18 protein-coding genes and 1 pseudogene are annotated in these 16,994 nt (G+C 43.5%); 10 read left to right on the plus strand and 9 right to left on the minus strand.

Features of this window, described 5'->3' with window-relative positions; translation table 11 throughout:
• Positions 1-22: 22 nt before the first annotated feature.
• Positions 23-991: a TAXI family TRAP transporter solute-binding subunit gene (locus OCT63_RS09415; RefSeq protein WP_017055962.1), complete on the minus strand. Its 969-nt coding sequence runs from the start codon at positions 989-991 to the stop codon at positions 23-25.
• A 343-nt stretch (positions 992-1,334) separates the two neighbouring features.
• Positions 1,335-1,805: a transcriptional regulator ArgR gene (argR, locus tag OCT63_RS09420; protein WP_017055963.1), complete on the minus strand. Its 471-nt coding sequence runs from the start codon at positions 1,803-1,805 to the stop codon at positions 1,335-1,337.
• A 332-nt stretch (positions 1,806-2,137) separates the two neighbouring features.
• On the opposite strand from argR, the gene mdh reads away from it, so the two are divergent.
• Together mdh and OCT63_RS09430 are read left to right on the plus strand one after the other, a co-directional pair.
• A complete protein-coding gene (gene mdh / locus OCT63_RS09425) occupies positions 2,138-3,073 on the plus strand; it encodes a malate dehydrogenase (protein ID WP_269983640.1) in 936 nt (311 codons plus the stop codon).
• A 124-nt stretch (positions 3,074-3,197) separates the two neighbouring features.
• The gene (locus OCT63_RS09430; RefSeq protein ID WP_060467231.1) at positions 3,198-3,392 is read left to right on the plus strand and encodes a hypothetical protein; all 195 of its coding nucleotides are present in this window, start codon (positions 3,198-3,200) and stop codon (positions 3,390-3,392) included.
• A gap of 109 nt (positions 3,393-3,501) precedes the next feature.
• Here the strand turns inward: OCT63_RS09430 and ispB are convergent, their stop codons facing one another.
• Positions 3,502-4,473 (minus strand): octaprenyl diphosphate synthase, encoded by a 972-nt coding sequence (gene ispB / locus OCT63_RS09435; RefSeq protein WP_269983641.1) that lies wholly within the window; start codon positions 4,471-4,473, stop codon positions 3,502-3,504.
• 268 nt (positions 4,474-4,741) lie between these two features.
• Between ispB and rplU the strand changes: the two genes are divergently transcribed.
• The 6 genes from rplU (at position 4,742) to folA (ending at position 8,749) form a co-directional block, all read left to right on the plus strand.
• Positions 4,742-5,053, plus strand: a complete 312-nt coding sequence (gene rplU / locus OCT63_RS09440; RefSeq protein WP_004740823.1) for a 50S ribosomal protein L21 — start codon at positions 4,742-4,744, stop codon at positions 5,051-5,053.
• Between the two features lie 19 nt (positions 5,054-5,072).
• Positions 5,073-5,330, plus strand: coding sequence for a 50S ribosomal protein L27 (gene rpmA / locus OCT63_RS09445; protein ID WP_004735905.1), 258 nt, complete (start codon positions 5,073-5,075; stop codon positions 5,328-5,330).
• 322 nt (positions 5,331-5,652) lie between these two features.
• On the plus strand, positions 5,653-6,825 hold the full coding sequence (gene cgtA, locus OCT63_RS09450) for an Obg family GTPase CgtA (protein WP_017055967.1): 1,173 nt from the start codon (positions 5,653-5,655) through the stop codon (positions 6,823-6,825).
• A 167-nt stretch (positions 6,826-6,992) separates the two neighbouring features.
• Positions 6,993-7,760, plus strand: coding sequence for a threonine/serine exporter family protein (locus OCT63_RS09455; RefSeq protein ID WP_060467103.1), 768 nt, complete (start codon positions 6,993-6,995; stop codon positions 7,758-7,760).
• On the plus strand, positions 7,760-8,233 hold the full coding sequence (locus OCT63_RS09460) for a threonine/serine exporter family protein (protein WP_017055969.1): 474 nt from the start codon (positions 7,760-7,762) through the stop codon (positions 8,231-8,233). The genes OCT63_RS09455 and OCT63_RS09460 overlap by 1 nt, the downstream gene beginning before the upstream one ends.
• 36 nt (positions 8,234-8,269) lie before the next feature.
• Positions 8,270-8,749 carry a type 3 dihydrofolate reductase gene (gene folA, locus OCT63_RS09465; RefSeq protein WP_161672755.1) on the plus strand — a complete coding sequence of 160 codons (480 nt, stop codon included), beginning with the start codon at positions 8,270-8,272 and terminating at the stop codon, positions 8,747-8,749.
• Between the two features lie 79 nt (positions 8,750-8,828).
• Here the strand turns inward: folA and OCT63_RS09470 are convergent, their stop codons facing one another.
• The 6 genes from OCT63_RS09470 to lptD all read right to left on the minus strand — a co-directional run bounded on the left by OCT63_RS09470 (position 8,829) and on the right by lptD (position 15,745).
• Positions 8,829-9,632 carry a symmetrical bis(5'-nucleosyl)-tetraphosphatase gene (locus OCT63_RS09470; protein WP_161678770.1) on the minus strand — a complete coding sequence of 268 codons (804 nt, stop codon included), beginning with the start codon at positions 9,630-9,632 and terminating at the stop codon, positions 8,829-8,831.
• 157 nt (positions 9,633-9,789) lie between these two features.
• Positions 9,790-10,170 (minus strand): Co2+/Mg2+ efflux protein ApaG, encoded by a 381-nt coding sequence (gene apaG, locus OCT63_RS09475; RefSeq protein ID WP_060467106.1) that lies wholly within the window; start codon positions 10,168-10,170, stop codon positions 9,790-9,792.
• Positions 10,171-10,266: 96 nt separating this feature from the next.
• Entirely contained in the window at positions 10,267-11,082 is an 816-nt protein-coding gene (gene rsmA, locus OCT63_RS09480) for a 16S rRNA (adenine(1518)-N(6)/adenine(1519)-N(6))-dimethyltransferase RsmA (RefSeq protein WP_060467107.1), read from the minus strand.
• Positions 11,079-12,068, minus strand: coding sequence for a 4-hydroxythreonine-4-phosphate dehydrogenase PdxA (pdxA, locus tag OCT63_RS09485; RefSeq protein ID WP_161672759.1), 990 nt, complete (start codon positions 12,066-12,068; stop codon positions 11,079-11,081). Before pdxA ends, rsmA begins: the two co-directional genes overlap by 4 nt.
• Positions 12,058-13,353, minus strand: a complete 1,296-nt coding sequence (gene surA, locus OCT63_RS09490; protein WP_269983642.1) for a peptidylprolyl isomerase SurA — start codon at positions 13,351-13,353, stop codon at positions 12,058-12,060. The genes pdxA and surA overlap by 11 nt, the downstream gene beginning before the upstream one ends.
• Positions 13,354-13,396: 43 nt before the next feature.
• Positions 13,397-15,745, minus strand: a complete 2,349-nt coding sequence (lptD, locus tag OCT63_RS09495) for an LPS assembly protein LptD (protein ID WP_269983643.1) — start codon at positions 15,743-15,745, stop codon at positions 13,397-13,399.
• A gap of 149 nt (positions 15,746-15,894) precedes the next feature.
• On the opposite strand from lptD, the gene djlA reads away from it, so the two are divergent.
• Both djlA and OCT63_RS09505 read left to right on the plus strand, forming a co-directional pair.
• Positions 15,895-16,749: a co-chaperone DjlA gene (djlA, locus tag OCT63_RS09500; protein ID WP_161686417.1), complete on the plus strand. Its 855-nt coding sequence runs from the start codon at positions 15,895-15,897 to the stop codon at positions 16,747-16,749.
• Positions 16,750-16,825: 76 nt separating this feature from the next.
• Positions 16,826-16,930: pseudogene (locus OCT63_RS09505) on the plus strand (DUF924 family protein); the annotation flags it as partial.
• Between the last annotated feature and the right edge of the window lie 64 nt (positions 16,931-16,994).

The raw sequence follows: 16,994 nt of genomic DNA on the forward strand, positions 1-16,994 counted from the left end.
GGTTGAGTAGGTTTAAGTAGAGTTACTTAAGAAGGCCTACTTCTTTGTAGTATTTTACTGCACCAGCATGAAGTGGGATGGAGATACCCGCTTTAACCATGTCTTCTTTCTTCAGGTTTGCAAATGCAGGGTGTAGGCGTTTGAAAGTGCTGAAGTTTTCAAATACAGCCTTAGCAACGTTGTATGCCACTTCTTCAGAAACGTCTGAAGTTGTTACCATAGTTGCAGCAACACCGAAGCTATTTACGTCAGCGTCTGTACCACGGTACATGCCTGCTGGAACGGTACTGTATGCGTAATATGGGTTTTCAGCGACGATTTTGTCGATCTGAGGACCTGTTGCTGAAACCAGTTTTGCATCACAAGACGTTGTTGCTTCTTTGATTGAACCGTTCGGGTGACCAACCATGTAGATGAATGCATCAATCTTGTTATCACAAAGTGCTTGTGAACGCTCAGAACCTTTCAGTTCAGAAGCAAGTTTGAAGCTGTCATTAGTCCAACCCATAGCGTCCATTACAACACCCATGGTTGCACGGTCACCAGAGCCTGGGTTACCAATGTTTACACGCTTACCAGCGAGATCCGACACATTGTTAATACCAGCATCGGTACGAGCGATGATGTTGAACGGTTCTGTGTGTAGAGAGAACATAGCGCGAAGTTTCTTGTATTCGCCCTGATCTTTAAATTTACTTGTGCCGTTGTAGCCGTGGTATTGCCAGTCCGATTGAACAACACCGAAATCTAGTTCACCAGCACGGATAGTGTTAACGTTGTAAATTGAACCACCAGTAGACTCTACAGAACAACGGATGTTGTGGTCTTTGCGGCCCTTGTTCACTAGTTTACAAATTGCACCACCAGTAGGGTAGTAAACACCTGTAACTGAACCAGTACCAATTGTGATGAACTCTTGAGCGTTAACTGCGCCAGCGCCCATTACAGCTGCTGCAATAGCACCAACTTTAACAAGTTTGGTAAATGCCATGAATTTCCCTTCCTTTACTCATTATTAACCCTGAAACAAGTGTAGTCGTTTCTGGAGTTTCCTATTTGGAAACGGCATCTTTTTCAATCCATGTGATGAAAAAGTGGCTGAATAATATCAAAAATTGGCAGAAAATTACTCAAATGTTAAAAGATATAGCTAAAAAATCTAACAAATGATGCATGGATCTCATGTTCAATTTGCTATTGAGTTTTTTAAAATCAATGGCTTAGTGTTACTGGCTTAGGGGAAAGGTAGATATTCTAGGATGTGATTCGGATCACGAAGTTAATAGGTGTTCGTGATCCATAAATACAATTGATAGCTGTTAAATTATGAGTAATTACCCTGCGTATTCAAACAGTTCGCACACGGAATCAAACAGTTGCTTAGTCGTCACTGCTAAGGTTGGAGTAATAAAGATAGTGTCATCGCCCGCGACTACGCCCAGTATGCCTTCTGACTTACCTAATGAGTCTAGTAAACGAGCAATAAGTTGCGCGGCACCAGGACCTGTGTGTATCACAACTAACGCATTGTTGTGATCAATATCCAGTACTAATTCTCTAAGAGAGCTAGAAACAGTTGGAACCCCAAGCTCAGCAGGAAGGCAGTAAACCATTTCCATTTTTGCGTTGCGAGTTCGAACTGCACCAAACTTGGTTAACATACGCGAAACTTTAGATTGGTTGATGCTTTCAAAGCCTTCGTGTTTGAGGGCATCAACAATTTCGCCCTGCGATCCAAAACGTTCTTCTTTTAATAACGATTTAAAAGCGCGAACTAAGTTGTCTTGTTTTTCTGTATTGCGCATATGTCATTCTTATTCATTAACAAATATATTTGCATATTCTCGCATACATATTCAGATTTAGCCAAAATATCCCAACGATTTGTTAGTCATATCACTGTAAATATTTAATAGAATAATGTGTTATTTACGGCGGCTTATTTTGTTATTTCAGTCAATTATCGCCATAATGCGAATTCGCTGTGTAGCACGGTTTTATTGACTTGCGCGAAGTCGCAAAGCTGGCGTTAATTGATTGTAATCACTTTGTGATTAATATAGCTTTTTAACGATAATTTAGCTCAAGAACTACCCTACCAAAAATTTATAAGAGAAAGCTCTCAAGGAGAATAACAATGAAAGTAGCTGTTATTGGTGCCGCTGGTGGCATCGGTCAAGCCCTAGCCCTACTACTTAAGAACCGCCTACCTGCTGGTTCAGATCTTGCACTTTACGACATTGCACCGGTTACTCCGGGTGTCGCTGCCGATCTTAGCCATATCCCAACGCCTGTTTCAATCAAAGGTTACGCGGGTGAAGATCCAACACCAGCACTAGAAGGTGCGGATGTTGTGCTTATTTCTGCGGGTGTTGCTCGTAAGCCGGGCATGGATCGTGCGGATCTTTTCAATGTGAATGCTGGTATTGTTAAGTCTCTTGCAGAGAAAATTGCAGTTACTTGTCCTACTGCTTGTGTTGGTATCATCACTAACCCAGTAAATACTACTGTGCCAATTGCTGCTGAAGTTCTTAAGAAAGCGGGCGTTTACGATAAGCGCCGTTTATTCGGTATTACGACTCTTGATGTAATCCGCTCTGAAACGTTTGTTGCTGAATTGAAAGGTAAAGATCCAAGCGACATCCGTGTTCCTGTTATCGGCGGTCACTCAGGGGTTACGATCCTTCCTCTGCTATCTCAAGTTGAAGGTGTAGAGTTCGCAGACGAAGAAATCGCAGCGCTCACAACTCGTATCCAAAACGCGGGTACTGAAGTCGTAGAAGCGAAAGCTGGCGGCGGCAGTGCAACACTATCTATGGGTCAAGCGGCTTGTCGTTTCGGTCTTGCTCTAGTGAAAGCACTTCAAGGCGAAGAGAACGTAATTGAATGTGCATACGTTGAAGGTGAAGGCGAGCACGCACCGTTCTTCGCACAACCAGTGAAACTAGGCAAAGAGGGCGCTGAAGCGATCCTTAGCTACGGTGAGTTGAGCGACTTCGAACGTAATGCATTAGATAGCATGCTAGAAACACTCAATGGCGATATTGAGATTGGTGTTGAATTCGCTAAGTAAGCGGTACAGCATTTAATTCAGTTTAAAATCGTTAATAGAGCCGATCAATGTGGTCGGCTTTTTTGATCTTAGCATTGGTCCCATTCGTAAACAGTGTTTTAAAGATACGAGTGAAGCAACAGCGATGAGCCGTATTCAAAAAGGAATGAACGTACATTTTCATTTAGGTCGTTTGGGAAAGATCCTAGTTATAGATGAACAAGAACAATTTGCCTTGGTCGAGTCTTACAACAGCCACGAGCAGTATGCTGTGCCGCTGGAAGAGATAGAAGCAGTTGAAGCTCAGCTTCCATTGTCGCTAGAATCGAGTCGCTATTGAAACTGGTTCGGATACCAATTTTGTTAGGATCAAAAAAAGAGCCCTAAGGCTCTTTTTGTCTATCTATATAAGACAGTGCTTTTAAGATGGAGTGTTCATCTTAACTCGGTTACTTACTGCGTTTAACGGCCAAGTGCGCGAGCGTTATTAGGGCTTGCTTATATTCGGAATCAGGAACTACGGACAGTTCAGCAATCGCTTTATCTGCTTCTTCATACGCCTTATTCACCGTGTATTCCAAAGAGCCTGTTTCTTTCATGACAGACATAATGTCGTCGAGACGTTCCATCCCGTTGGCTTTTTCAATCGCTTCACGAATCATGCTCGCTTGTACTGGAGCAGCGTTGTGCATAGCGTACAATAGAGGCAGTGTTGGTTTGCCTTCAGCAAGATCGTCACCAACGTTTTTACCCATCTCTTTACCATCAGCAGTGTAATCCATCACATCATCAATCAGTTGGAATGCAGTGCCTAGGTATTTACCGTAGTTTTGCATTGCCGTTTCGACTTCAGGTGAAGATTCTGTAAGAATTGCGCCGATTTGTGTCGCTGCTTCAAACAAGCGAGCGGTCTTAGAGTAGATCACCTGCATGTAGCTTTCTTCTGTGGTATCCGGATTGTTGCAGTTCATCAATTGTTGAACCTCACCCTCGGCAATCACGTTCACCGCTTCACTCATTAGCTCAAGGATCTTTAAGGATCCTAAGGTTGTCATCATTTGGAACGAACGAGTGTAAATAAAGTCACCAACCAAAACACTAGCGGCATTACCAAAAGCGGCATTGGCTGTGGCTTTACCGCGTCTCATATCCGATTCGTCGACGACATCATCATGAAGCAGAGTAGCGGTGTGAATAAACTCAATAAAGGCTGCAGAAGTAATATGAGCTTCACCTTGGTAACCAAGTGCACGAGCAGATAAAAGAGCAAGCAAAGGACGTAGGCGTTTGCCACCACCGCTAACGATATAAAAACCAAGCTGGTTGATTAAACTTACGTCAGAATTAAGTTGGGCTTGAATTGTTTCATTCACTTTTGCCATATCATTGGCAGTAAGCGTTTGGATAGCTTTAAAATCCATTGTTCATCCGGCTGAAGTTAGACCCTGTAAGGCTTATACGTTGTGTTTAATTGTTGAATAATACACTAAAAAACGTTGATTAATACATCACTTAAAGGCATGATTGCCGCACTTTTCTTTGGCGAACAGGTTTTCGCCAATTTTTTAAAAATATGGCTTGTCATAGCGGCATGATTCCCGTAGAATCTGCGCCCTATTGATTAGTTTAGCGCACACCCGAGTTGTACAAATAACAACCATAGGCTGTGCGGAAAAAGCGGAGTAAAATATGTACGCTGTTTTCCAATCTGGTGGCAAACAACACCGAGTAAGCGAAGGTCAAACACTTCGTTTAGAGAAATTAGACGTTGAAACTGGTGCAACTGTTGAATTTGATAAAGTTCTTCTTGTTGCTAACGGCGAAGAAATCGCTGTTGGTGCACCTCTTGTTGAAGGTGGCAAGGTTACTGCAGAAGTAGTACAACACGGTCGTGGCGATAAAGTAAAAATCGTTAAGTTCCGTCGTCGTAAGCACTCGCGTAAGCAAGCTGGTCACCGTCAGTGGTTCACTGAAGTGAAAATCACTGGCATTAACGCTTAAGTATTAGGAGAGTTTAACAATGGCACATAAAAAAGCTGGCGGTTCTACTAATAACGGCCGCGATTCAGAAAGCAAACGTCTTGGTGTTAAGCGTTTTGGTGGTGAATCTGTTCTTGCAGGTAACATCATCGTTCGTCAACGTGGTACTAAGTTCCACGCTGGCACAAACGTTGGCATCGGTAAAGACCATACTCTTTTCGCTCTTACTGAAGGTAAAGTGAAATTTGCAGTAAAAGGTCCTAAAAACCGTAAGTTTGTAAGCATCGAAGCTGAGTAATTTAATCTTTTACTAGATTATTTTATTAGCTTTTAAGCTGAATTCAAAAGCCCTGCCGATTCGGCAGGGTTTTTTATTTATAGCGAGAATAAAAAAGTAGACGCTCTGGCTTTAGTTTTTGAGAAGCTGTGTGGTTTTTGAGAAACAGTTTAGTTTTTAGAAGCCATTTGTTTTTAATAAACAGAAAGCAAAGAACCTCTCCTTATTTGTTCCTTGATTGCAGATCGATCTAGATCTTAGGTGATCGATCTAAACTCGGATCTGCTAGAATTTATATCACTCCTTGGTGAGTGGTAACGCAACGTAAGTGCGGAGTTGAAAAATGAAATTCGTTGATGAAGCGGTAGTAAAAATAGAAGCCGGTGATGGCGGTAATGGTACAGTAAGTTTTTGGCGCGAAAAGTTCGTCGCTAAAGGTGGCCCAGATGGCGGTGACGGTGGCGATGGTGGTGATGTCTACATCCAAGCAGATGAGAACTTAAATACACTGATTGATTATCGCTTCCAACGTTTCTACAACGCAGAACGTGGTGAAAACGGTCGTGGCGGTAACTGTACTGGTAAACGTGGTAAAGACACGACACTGAAAGTGCCTGTAGGGACTCGTGCCGTTGATATCCACACTAATGAAATCGTTGCTGAAGTCGCTGAACACGGCAAGAAAGTAATGGTGGGTAAAGGTGGTTGGCACGGTCTTGGTAACACGCGTTTTAAATCGTCTGTTAACCGCGCTCCTCGTCAGAAGACAATGGGTACTAAAGGTGAAGTTCGTGAACTACGTTTAGAGCTTCTTCTATTAGCTGACGTTGGTATGCTTGGCCTACCAAACGCAGGTAAATCTACCTTTATTCGTTCAGTATCTGCAGCGAAACCAAAAGTAGCGGATTACCCGTTCACCACTTTGATCCCAAGCTTGGGCGTAGTGAGTGTGGTTCCTGAGAAGAGCTTTGTTGTTGCCGATATCCCAGGTCTGATCGAAGGCGCAGCCGATGGCGCTGGCCTTGGTATTCGCTTCTTGAAGCACCTTGAGCGTTGCCGTGTTCTACTACACATGATCGACATCATGCCTATCGATGGTTCTGATCCTATTCAGAATGCGCTGACGATTATTGATGAGCTTGAACAATACAGTGAGAAAGTGGCACAGAAGCCTCGTTGGTTAGTGTTCAACAAAGTTGACCTAATGCCTGAAGAAGAAGCAGACGAAAAGATTCAAGAAATCATCGATGCTTTGGGTTGGGAAGACGAGTACTTCAAGATCTCTGCTGTGAACAAAATCGGCACCAAAGATCTTTGCTTCAAGCTCGGTGAGTTTATGGAAAACCTACCTCGTGAAGCTGTAGAAGTGGAAGAAGAAGAAAAAGTAGACTTTATGTGGGATGACTACCATAAAGATGCAATGAGCGGTAAGAATGTTGTTACTGAAGATGGTGATGACTGGGACGATTGGGATGACGAAGAAGATGACGGCCATGTTATCTATGTTCGTGACTAATCCTCGCCGTTTCTTATAAGCACTTCGGGCGCTCTTTCTCAGATACGCTGATAATTTTATTAAACCGCAATGAAAATTGCGGTTTTTTTGTATCTGCATCATTATGTACTTCCTATTTTTAATGCAAAATTTATCTCTAGATATTTAACGCCTATGGGAAGGGAATCATGGCATCAAAGCAAAGAGCGATCTCAAGACTCGTCGCTCAATCAGGACAAATGCTACTAGCACATGGTGCCGAAAGCACACTGGTCGGCGATATCATGCGTCGTATTGGTATCGCTTGTGGAGTAGATGAAGTAGAAGTCGCACTGTCAGCCAATGCGCTTGTTGTGACAACGATGATGGATGATCACTGTATTACTACCACTCGAAGCTGTGCTGATCGGGGGCTTAACATGCAGGTGATCACTGATATTCAGCGAGTTTGTATCATGATGGAGAAGGGTATTCTCGATTATGGACTGGCCTATAGAAAGATCCAAAATATTAGCCCTGAACGCTACAATCGCTGGTTAGTTGTCATTATGATAGGTTTTTCGTGTGCTTCTTTTAGCCGCCTTGCTGGTGGAGATTGGCAGGTATTCATGATGACTTTTATTGCTTCAGCCTGCGGCATGATCGTCAGACAAGAGATCGGTCACCGTCACTTCAATCCGTTATTGAACTTCGCTATCACAGCTTTTGTTACTACTACTATTTCTGCTCAAGCGGTGCTTTATAATATTGGAGGCCAACCCACAATAGTGATGGCATCTTCAGTATTGATGCTAGTGCCGGGTTTTCCTCTCATTAATTCTGTTGCCGATATGCTTAAAGGTCATATCAATATGGGGTTAGCCCGTTTTACCATGGCCAGTTTATTAACTTTGGCAACCAGTTTAGGTATTGTCGCAGCGATGAGCCTGTCAGGCGTATGGGGGTGGGTGAGTTAATGAGTCTTTTTGAATTGTTGGTTGGTTTGCTCAATGATATGTTTTTTGCGGCGGTACCAGCGGTAGGGTTCGCTCTGGTCTTTAATGTACCGCAGAGAGCCTTAATTTATTGTGCGTTAGGAGGTTCTATTGGCCATGGTAGCCGTTATTTGATGATGCACTTCGGTATTCCTATCGAATGGGCGACATTCTTTGCCGCGACATTAGTTGGCATGATAGGGGTACAGTGGTCGCATAAATTGTTGGCGCACCCTAAGGTATTTACGGTTGCAGCCTTGATTCCTATGGTCCCAGGTGTGTTTGCCTTTAAGGCTATGATTGCGATGGTTGAAATTAACCGAGCTGGGTACAGCCCTGAATTACTCGCTATTTTGATGGAGAACTTTTTGAAATCGATGTTCATTATCGCTGGGCTGGCGATTGGCTTAGCGGTGCCTGGGCTGTTATTCTACCGCCGTAGACCTATCGTTTAGCGTTAATTTTCTTTTTAAGAACAGGACTTTCGATTTATGATCATCAGTATGATAGCAGCAATGGCAGACAATCGTGTCATTGGTAAAGACAACCAGATGCCATGGCATTTGCCTGCGGACTTCGCATGGTTTAAACGCTCTACAATGGGCAAACCAGTAGTGATGGGGCGTAAGACCTATGAGTCGATTGGACGACCTTTACCTGGTCGATTGAATGTTGTAATCAGTCGTGATGAGAATTTGAAAATTGAAGGTGTGACGACCGTTACTTCGATAGAACAAGCTTTAGAGCTAGTCAGTGAGGTTGAAGAGGTAATGATCATTGGTGGTGGTTCGATTTATGAAACTTGCTTACCTAAAGCTGACAAGCTTTACCTTACTTATATCGATTTAGCGGTTGATGGTGATACAAAGTTCCCTGATTGGGGAGAAGGTTGGAAGCAGAGCTTTCATGATACCTATCAAGCGGATGAGAAAAACAAACACAATATGGAGTTTGTGATCCTTGAGCGTTAACTGTGGTTATTAATAGTTAGGTTCTGAAAAATACTTGCGTTACTGGTTCAGTAGCGCAAGCTTCTCATAGTTCGTGCTTCTATAGCGCAGCTTGAGTGAAAAACTGTTTGTCCTCCCAACGAAGTGCCGTTAGTTCTCCGCCCCATACACACCCTGTATCAAGTCCAATAACGTCTTTTCCGTTATAACCTTCAAGTGCTGCCCAGTGACCAAATAATACGGTTTTATCTAGCTGAACTCTTTGAGGAAGGTCGAACCAAGGGATGTATTCGTGGTCGGCAACCTCTTTTGGAGGAAGCTTGCAGCCCATGTCTAAACGTCCGTCAGGAAAGCAGAAGCGCATGCGTGTAAAACTGTTGATGGCGTATCGATAGCGCTCTATATCGCTCAATTCTTTTGACCATAAGTCAGGAGAGTTGCTGTACATGTTTTCAATCAACCACTTCCATTTTTTTGAGCGCAATAGGCCTGTGATCTTTTTGTTCTCTTTGCGAGCTCGCTTTATTGTCCATTGTGGAGAAATACCTGCATGGGTCATGACAAATTGATCATGCTCTTGCATTAAAGGCTGTTCTCTAAGCCATTCAAGCAACTCGTCTTTGTCATCAGCATCTAAAATCGGCTGAGTTTGATCTTTCTTCTTTGCTGGAAAAAGACCAAGCGAAACGGCGAGCAGGTGTAAGTCATGGTTGCCCAATACTATCTTCGCGGATTCTCCTAAAGACCGGATAAATCGGAGTGTCTCAAGTGACTTAGGGCCTCTTGCGACCAAGTCACCAGCGACCCACAAAGTATCTTTTTTCTTATCAAATTTGACGGTTTCAAGTAAGAGTTGAAGCTCGTCGAAGCAGCCTTGGATGTCTCCGACAATATAATTCGACAAAGTAATTTCCTATAGATGCTGATGTATATTCTTTATACTTGAAGCTGCAGCGTCGTTAACGGCGCAAGTTCATCCTAATCACATAGAAAGAATACCGATGATCATAGATATTCTTTCTTGTTACCTAACAGCAACTCCAATTATTTTTAGTATATAGCTAATTAAGAATGTTGGGGATCGCTAGCCTGAAAGGATCGACTTCGGCTATAAAATCAATCCCCTTGTGGTCAGTCATAACATAATGACCTTGCATAACGCCTACAGGGGTTTCGATGACGGTACCACTTGTGTAGGTGTATTCGTCGTTGGCTTCAATAACAGGTTGCTGTCCAACGACACCATCACCCTCTATGGTGAGTTGCTTACCGTTAGCGTCGGTAATCAACCAGCGGCGAGACATCAGTTGCACTGTTGTTTTACTGAGGTTTTTTATCGTAATAATGTAGGCGAAGACGTAACGATTCTTCGTTGGCTCAGATTGCTCTGGTATGTATTTAGAGTGAACCTGGCATTTGATACAAGGCGTAGATATATCCATATTCGCACCTTTTATTGTTGGTATGCTGAGGGCGAAAGCCCCTAGAAGTATTAAATAAAAAACAGGCTCCTCACCGAAGTGTAGGAGCCTTTTTATTTATTTGTCAGCGTTGTGGCTGTCGTACAACCAGTTTGCCATGTCGACAAATTGCTCGAGCGTTAAATTCTCAGGGCGCATGCTTGGGTTGATACCCAGCTCTTCAAGCACTTCCTTATCGATTAAGCTCTTGTAGCAGTTACGAACCGTTTTACGGCGTTGGTTGAAGCCTTCACGACATACTCGCTCTAGCCACTTGAGATCTTTTGCAGGGTAAGGTAGCACTTCGTATGGCTGAAGGCGCACGACTGCAGAGTCTACTTTCGGTGGCGGAACGAAGGCTGTTGGCGGCACTTCGAGCACAGGAGTCACTTTACAGTAGTATTGAGCCATGACAGTCAGACGACCGTAAGCTTTGCTGCCAGGCCCTGCCGCTAAGCGGTTAACTACTTCTTTTTGAAGCATAAAGTGCATATCTTGTATGTCCTTATGGAATTCAAAAAGATGGAACATCAATGGGGTAGAGATGTTGTATGGCAAGTTACCAAAGATACGAAGCTTGTTGTTGGGTTTCACGAGTTGTTCGAAGTCGAACTTCATCGCATCGCCTTCATGGATCGTTAACTTATCAGCAAGATCCGGATGGTTGCGCAGACGTTCCGCTAGATCTCTATCTAGCTCAATTACCGTGAACTTGTCGACAAGTTTACCAACTGGCTCTGTAATGGCACCAAGACCAGGGCCGATTTCAACTAAATTCTGACCTGGTAGTGGGTTAATGCCCGATACGATTCCATCAATAATGTATGGGTCGTTAAGGAAGTTTTGACCAAAACGTTTACGCGCTTTGTGCCCTAAATGGACATCATTTTTCATTGCTTTTTCTCTACTAATTCAATGGCGTGCGTGAGCGCTGTTCTAAAGCTCCCTGTATCGGCTTGGCCTGTTCCTGCCAAGTCTAAGGCAGTACCGTGATCGACTGATGTGCGAATAAATGGTAAGCCAAGTGTGATGTTCACTGAGCGACCAAAGCCTTTGTATTTCAGTACTGGGAGCACTTGGTCGTGATACATACCTAAAACAGCATCTGCATCTTGCAAATATTTTTCATTAAAGATGGTGTCTGCTGGCAATGGGCCAACTAAATTAATACCATCTTTTTGGCGAATTTTTTCTAGCGTAGGAGTGATAGTTTCTATCTCTTCGTGACCTAAACAACCATCTTCGCCCGCATGCGGGTTCAAACCACATACATAAATAGTTGGTTTCTCTATAGCAAACTTTTCGACCAAATCTTTATTCAGAATCGCAATAACTCGCTCTAATCTGTCTTCGGTCACGGCTTGAGATACATAAGCTAGTGGGATGTGTGTTGTTACTAGTGCAACACGCAGCCCTTCAGTTGCCAACATCATCACCACGAGCGGTGTATTGGACTTCTCTGCAAAAAACTCGGTATGGCCACTAAAAGCAACGCCAGCCCGGTTAATTACACCCTTGTGAACAGGGCCGGTGACAATAGCATCAAATTCATCATTCATACAGCCAATTGCTGCGGTTTCTAAAGTATTTAATACGTAATGGCCGTTGGCCTCGTTGAGTTGACCTGCAATGGTGCTTTCAGATAATGGAACGTGTTTCACAACCAGTGTGCCAGAGCGTTGAGGCTCCTTAGCTGCGGTTGCGTCGTAATCCAGAAACTCTACTTCGATACCGAGGAGCTTAGCTCGCTCGGCAAGCAGGGTTTTATCGGCACAAACCACAAGTTGATGTGGCCAGCTTTCTTGAGACAAGGCTAGCGTTAAATCTGGGCCTATCCCAGCAGGTTCACCCGCGGTAATGACAATACGTTTAGTTGTCATCTTGGTCTTCCTCAACTATTTCAACAAAGGCACTGGCTCTTATTTCTTGTAACCAAGCGCCTGCTTCTTCATTGAACTTACGGTTAAATAGAATTTGGTAAGCTTTGTTTTTTAAAGCTGAATCGGTACGGTCGACTTCTCGACGGTCGAGTACTTCAACGATGTGCCAACCATGAACCGTTTTAAATGGCGCACTGATTTTGCCTTCAGGCAATGTTTCTACTTGGTGCTTGAATTCAGGTACGTACAAGTCAGGTGTCTGGTAGCCTAATTCACCATCTTGAACTGCTGAGCCTGGATCTTGGCTGTATTGCTGAGCGAGATCACCAAAGCTAGCTTCACCCGCGTTGACACGACGAGTGATTTCCTCAAGTTGCTTCTTTGCACCGTCGTCACTTAAGATGACGGTCGGTTTAATCAAGATATGGCGCGCATTCACTTCGGTAACGGCAACAGTCTCTAAGCCTTTTACATCTTCAATTTTCAGGATATGGAAACCCACACCGCTGCGGAAAGGACCGATGGTGCTGCCTTTATTCTGCATTTTGATTTGATCTGCAAAAATGGTTGGCATTTCTTCTTTACGCATCCAACCCCAGTCACCGCCTTGCAGTGCTTTAGGACCTTTAGAGTAAGTATAAGCCATAGTGCTGAAGTCTTTTCCTGAGTTGAGTGCTTCAACTAGATCTTTAGCTTGAACTTCTAGCTCTTCTTTCGTTTGCTCGTCATTGAAGCGTAGTTGAATGTGTCCAATTTTGTATTGAACAGTGGCATTGGTCTCTTGCGCTAAGATATCCGTTAGGTTATCGACTTCTGCTGGAAGAATATTGATACGGCGACGAACTAAGGCGTTACGAGCTTCGCTTGCGGCAATCTCTTTTCTTACTTGTTCACGAAATGCATTGTAGCTCAGGCCTTCTTCGGCAACTGACGCGGTAAGTTGTTCTACCGTTTGGTTGTTATTTTCCGCGATGCCTACTATTGCTTGATCAAGTCGAGCATCATCAATACGAACACCGATACGTTCCGCTTCTTGAGTCTGAATGGTATCGATGATCAGCTTTTCTAGTACTTGCTCATTGAGTACGTCTTGTGATGGTAATGTTTGACCGCTTTTCTTAGCGTTTGCGCGCAGTGTCTTCATCGAAGCGTCGATATCGCTTTGTAAGATCACGCCTTCGTTCACGATCACTTTTACGCTGTCGAGTTCAACCGGGGCTGCGTAGCTTGTTGATAAAGTACAAGCCGCTGCGATAGCAATTAATGTGCGTTTCCACAATGTCATGTGTAATCCTTTAAATTTATTGATGTTTTATCAATAAAGAAAATTAGTTGTTTAAGAAGAATGGACGGCCATAGCTCAATGCGTTATCCGAGCTGCTTTCACCGACAGCGCCAGAATCTGAGCCAATGTTGGTACCAAAGCCGACAATACCGAAGTTCACGCTGAAGTTGTTTTCATAAACGGGTGACGCGTTCGATGTGTTGATGTAATCGCCTTCCCAGCTGCGTAATTGGTTGCTGTAGGTAAAGCCAATGTACCAACAATCTGATTTATAATTGATTCGAGCTAACCATTCGAGCTCTTCTTCGGTCGTTAAATCATAGAAGTATTGAGCGCTTGCGTTCCATTTAGGTGAAATTTGGTAAGCACCGAGTAAACCAGCTTGAGAGATACCATCTTTCGTAATTGAACCAATATTAAAATCAACGGTGTCTTCAATGTACTCTTTGGTTACATAGCGGTAGTTTGTTTGTATGTAACCGCCAGCAAAGCGGTATTCAATAGTACTATTCGCAAGCTGCATTGCAGAGGTATCAATATCGTACTGTACACCACCGTGATAGAACAGGTAATCGTCGTAGTTAAAGTCAACCTCTACCGCCCAAGATGAATAATTGGTATTTTTACTTGAGTCATCATCATTTAAGTTTTGTTTAGTATCTTTATCGATATAAAAGATCTGTCCAAAAGAGATGTTAAGACGTTCTTTATACTCATCATCAAAAAAGCGCGATGATGCTCCATAACTTACCTGGTTTGCTGATGCAATACGGTCTACACCACTGTATTTACGGCTTCTGAATAGACCGTAATAATCCGTTTGCAGTAAAGTGGTGTCGTAACGACCAATGTTAGATTGATCTTCTTTCGGGACATAAAGGTATTGAAGTTGCGGTTCGAGTGTTTGAGTGTAGTTGCCAACAATCGTGGTATCTCGTTCCAGAACGATACCAGCATGACTTCTAAATTCAGGGATAACTCGACTTGCTGACTCTTCTAAGCCTTCATAATCTGATCCGGCACCGGTATCAACGCCATCAAGATCTTGTTGGTAGTATGTACCCAGTAATCGCGCTTCCGTTGTCCAAGTACCCCAGGTATTTCCGACTGGGATGGTAATGCCTGGCTCAACGTGAACACGAGTAGCTGAAGGCTTACCTTTTGCGTCAGTATCGAACAATGAAACATGACTGATTAGATCAAAATCCAGGTACTTCATTACTTCAGGAGCATAATAGTTATACTCGAGTTGTGGCATGAGACGATAAGGTAAGTTATTGGTCGTCGTAAGGACTTGGAAATCTCGGACAAGCACAGACGCATCCCAATTTTGAGAACGATAGGTAGCTTGGCCTTCTTGAAGTAGTTGCCCATCTTCACGATTACCAATACTGCTTGAGTTGACATCGGTAAAGTAATCGATATCACTCACTTTGGAGTAATCGAGTTCAAATAACCAAGATTGTTGGAATATTCCAGAGTGCTCTAGTTGAGCGCCCCAACGGTCGCCTTTTTCTTCGTATTTTTTATCATCAGGTAAGTACTCAGACTTGATACTACCCGAGCCAAAGTCGCTCAAATATCTGAATTTACTGTTTAGTTGAGTACCACGCTCTTGCATGTACTTGAATGTGGTTTCCAAATCGTAGTTTGGTGCCAAGTTCCAATACACCGGGACTTCAGCTTCGAAACCATCGCTTGAACCGTACGAAACGGTTGGGTACAAGAAGCCGGTTTTACGGGTATCACCGACGGGTACGGTTAAATACGGTAAGTAAAAAACGGGAACACTTTGGATCTCAAAACGAGGGTTGTAAAAAGTGGCTTGTTCTTCGTCTTGGTCGACACTGATACTTGAGGCTCTTAGGCGCCAAGCGTTGTCGCCAATAGGGCAAGAGGTGATTGAGCCATCTTCAATTTCATAAACCGCTTTACCAGTCTTAGACACGTAAACCGCGTTTCCGCGACCAGGTTCGCAAAGAAATTCGTAATCGGTATTTTCTAATGTCATTTCGTCGGTAGTCAGATTGTTGGTTGCTCTGTCCGATACTGACTTTATTTGGCCGTCACTAAAGTTTACGTTGCCTTCAGCTACAACGATGTTTTCTTGTTGGTGCAGGGTTACGTTATCAGCAAGGATGGTCTTGTTCCCTTGCGTAACTCTTACGTCACCTGAATATATTGCCTTGTCACCATTGATAGCTTCTAAGCGATCTGACTCAACATGAGCGGGTAGCTGCGTCTCGTTTTCTGCAGCGGGCTCGATCAAACATTGATCTATAGAGGGCATTTCCTGCACACTACTATCGGTGATTGTTTCAGCTTGAGTTGTCGACACGTATAACGCCGTACTTATAGACGCGGCTAACAAGGTGCGGGAAAAAGATTGCATGAAGTTGAACTATCCTGTGTCACTAGATGAAGGGTTGATCTAGTATCAATCCAATTAATAAAGCATTTTCCTTATGATAAAGGAAATATTAGCATTCAGCATCATCAGACAGCATTACTCAGATAAAATTCATAGATAGAGAACACATAATGCAAATATTTGGCAAAATTTTGGGCGCTTTTTTTGGCTTTTTATTTGGAGGTCCGCTTGGTCTGATTTTTGGCCTATTTTTAGGACACCAGTTCGATAAAGCTCGTCGGTTGAACCAATCGGGTTTTAATAGTTCTGGTTTTGGCCGAGGGCCAAGCCAAGTAGAAAGGCAGAATGAGTTTTTTAAAGCCGCTTTTGCGGTTATGGGGCATGTCGCTAAAGCTAAAGGTCAGGTAACACCTGAAGAAATTCAGCTCGCTTCCACTATGATGGAGCGCATGAATCTGCATGGTGAACAACGTAAAGCGGCGCAAGACGCATTCCGTGATGGAAAAGAGAGTGACTTCCCATTAAGCGATGTACTTGAGCGTGTGAAGATCTCATCAGGCGGTCGTTTTGATCTATTGCAATTCTTCTTAGAACTGCAAATTTCAGCAGCGTTTGCTGACGGGAGCTTGCATCCAAGCGAGCGTCAGGTTCTCCATAAGATCGCTCAAGGCCTTGGTTTTTCTTCGGAACAACTCGATCGCCGCCTACAGATGCAAGAAGCGGCATTCCGCTTCCAGCAGCAAGGTGGAAGCTTTGGTGGTCAGCAAGGTCACGGACAGTCATCGGGTTGGCAGCAAGCTTCACAACAAAACCAGTTGGCGGATGCCTTTAAGGTATTGGATGTGAGTGAAGATGCAGACGGAAAAGAAGTGAAGAAAGCTTATCGCAAGCTGATGAACGAGCATCACCCAGATAAGCTGATGGCTAAAGGTTTACCGCCAGAGATGATGAATGTTGCGAAAGAAAAATCACAAGAAATTCAAAATGCTTATGACTTAATTAAGAAAGTTAAAGGTTTTAAATAATTGAACACTGAGCCGAGCAATGACTCGAATTGCCCGGTTTTTAAGACAGGGGATGGTAGGACAGTGACTTATCAAGATGTTTGAGAGTATTGGTCGTTATCCACATCGCAATGAAGTGTTAGGGAGCACATCAACGCCTGAAGAGGTTGAGTACTTGCAGCAGCTGGATTCAAGCTTTTAGTTCTAGAAACAGTGAAACAGATGAAAGAGGCGAGTGGCTAATAAACCACTCGCCTCTTTTTTTC

The organism is Vibrio sp. RW (genome assembly GCF_027587105.1).
GTDB lineage: Bacteria > Pseudomonadota > Gammaproteobacteria > Enterobacterales > Vibrionaceae > Vibrio > Vibrio toranzoniae.

Bases quoted from the DNA above. Each gene is read 5' to 3' on its own strand.
- OCT63_RS09415 (WP_017055962.1), bottom strand. From the start codon at position 991: ATGGCATTTACCAAACTTGTTAAAGTTGGTGCTATTGCAGCAGCTGTA.
- argR (WP_017055963.1), bottom strand. From the start codon at position 1,805: ATGCGCAATACAGAAAAACAAGACAACTTAGTTCGCGCTTTTAAATCG.
- mdh (WP_269983640.1), top strand. From the start codon at position 2,138: ATGAAAGTAGCTGTTATTGGTGCCGCTGGTGGCATCGGTCAAGCCCTA.
- OCT63_RS09430 (WP_060467231.1), top strand. From the start codon at position 3,198: ATGAGCCGTATTCAAAAAGGAATGAACGTACATTTTCATTTAGGTCGT.
- ispB (WP_269983641.1), bottom strand. From the start codon at position 4,473: ATGGATTTTAAAGCTATCCAAACGCTTACTGCCAATGATATGGCAAAA.
- rplU (WP_004740823.1), top strand. From the start codon at position 4,742: ATGTACGCTGTTTTCCAATCTGGTGGCAAACAACACCGAGTAAGCGAA.
- rpmA (WP_004735905.1), top strand. From the start codon at position 5,073: ATGGCACATAAAAAAGCTGGCGGTTCTACTAATAACGGCCGCGATTCA.
- cgtA (WP_017055967.1), top strand. From the start codon at position 5,653: ATGAAATTCGTTGATGAAGCGGTAGTAAAAATAGAAGCCGGTGATGGC.
- OCT63_RS09455 (WP_060467103.1), top strand. From the start codon at position 6,993: ATGGCATCAAAGCAAAGAGCGATCTCAAGACTCGTCGCTCAATCAGGA.
- OCT63_RS09460 (WP_017055969.1), top strand. From the start codon at position 7,760: ATGAGTCTTTTTGAATTGTTGGTTGGTTTGCTCAATGATATGTTTTTT.
- folA (WP_161672755.1), top strand. From the start codon at position 8,270: ATGATCATCAGTATGATAGCAGCAATGGCAGACAATCGTGTCATTGGT.
- apaG (WP_060467106.1), bottom strand. From the start codon at position 10,170: ATGGATATATCTACGCCTTGTATCAAATGCCAGGTTCACTCTAAATAC.
- rsmA (WP_060467107.1), bottom strand. From the start codon at position 11,082: ATGAAAAATGATGTCCATTTAGGGCACAAAGCGCGTAAACGTTTTGGT.
- pdxA (WP_161672759.1), bottom strand. From the start codon at position 12,068: ATGACAACTAAACGTATTGTCATTACCGCGGGTGAACCTGCTGGGATA.
- surA (WP_269983642.1), bottom strand. From the start codon at position 13,353: ATGACATTGTGGAAACGCACATTAATTGCTATCGCAGCGGCTTGTACT.
- lptD (WP_269983643.1), bottom strand. From the start codon at position 15,745: ATGCAATCTTTTTCCCGCACCTTGTTAGCCGCGTCTATAAGTACGGCG.
- djlA (WP_161686417.1), top strand. From the start codon at position 15,895: ATGCAAATATTTGGCAAAATTTTGGGCGCTTTTTTTGGCTTTTTATTT.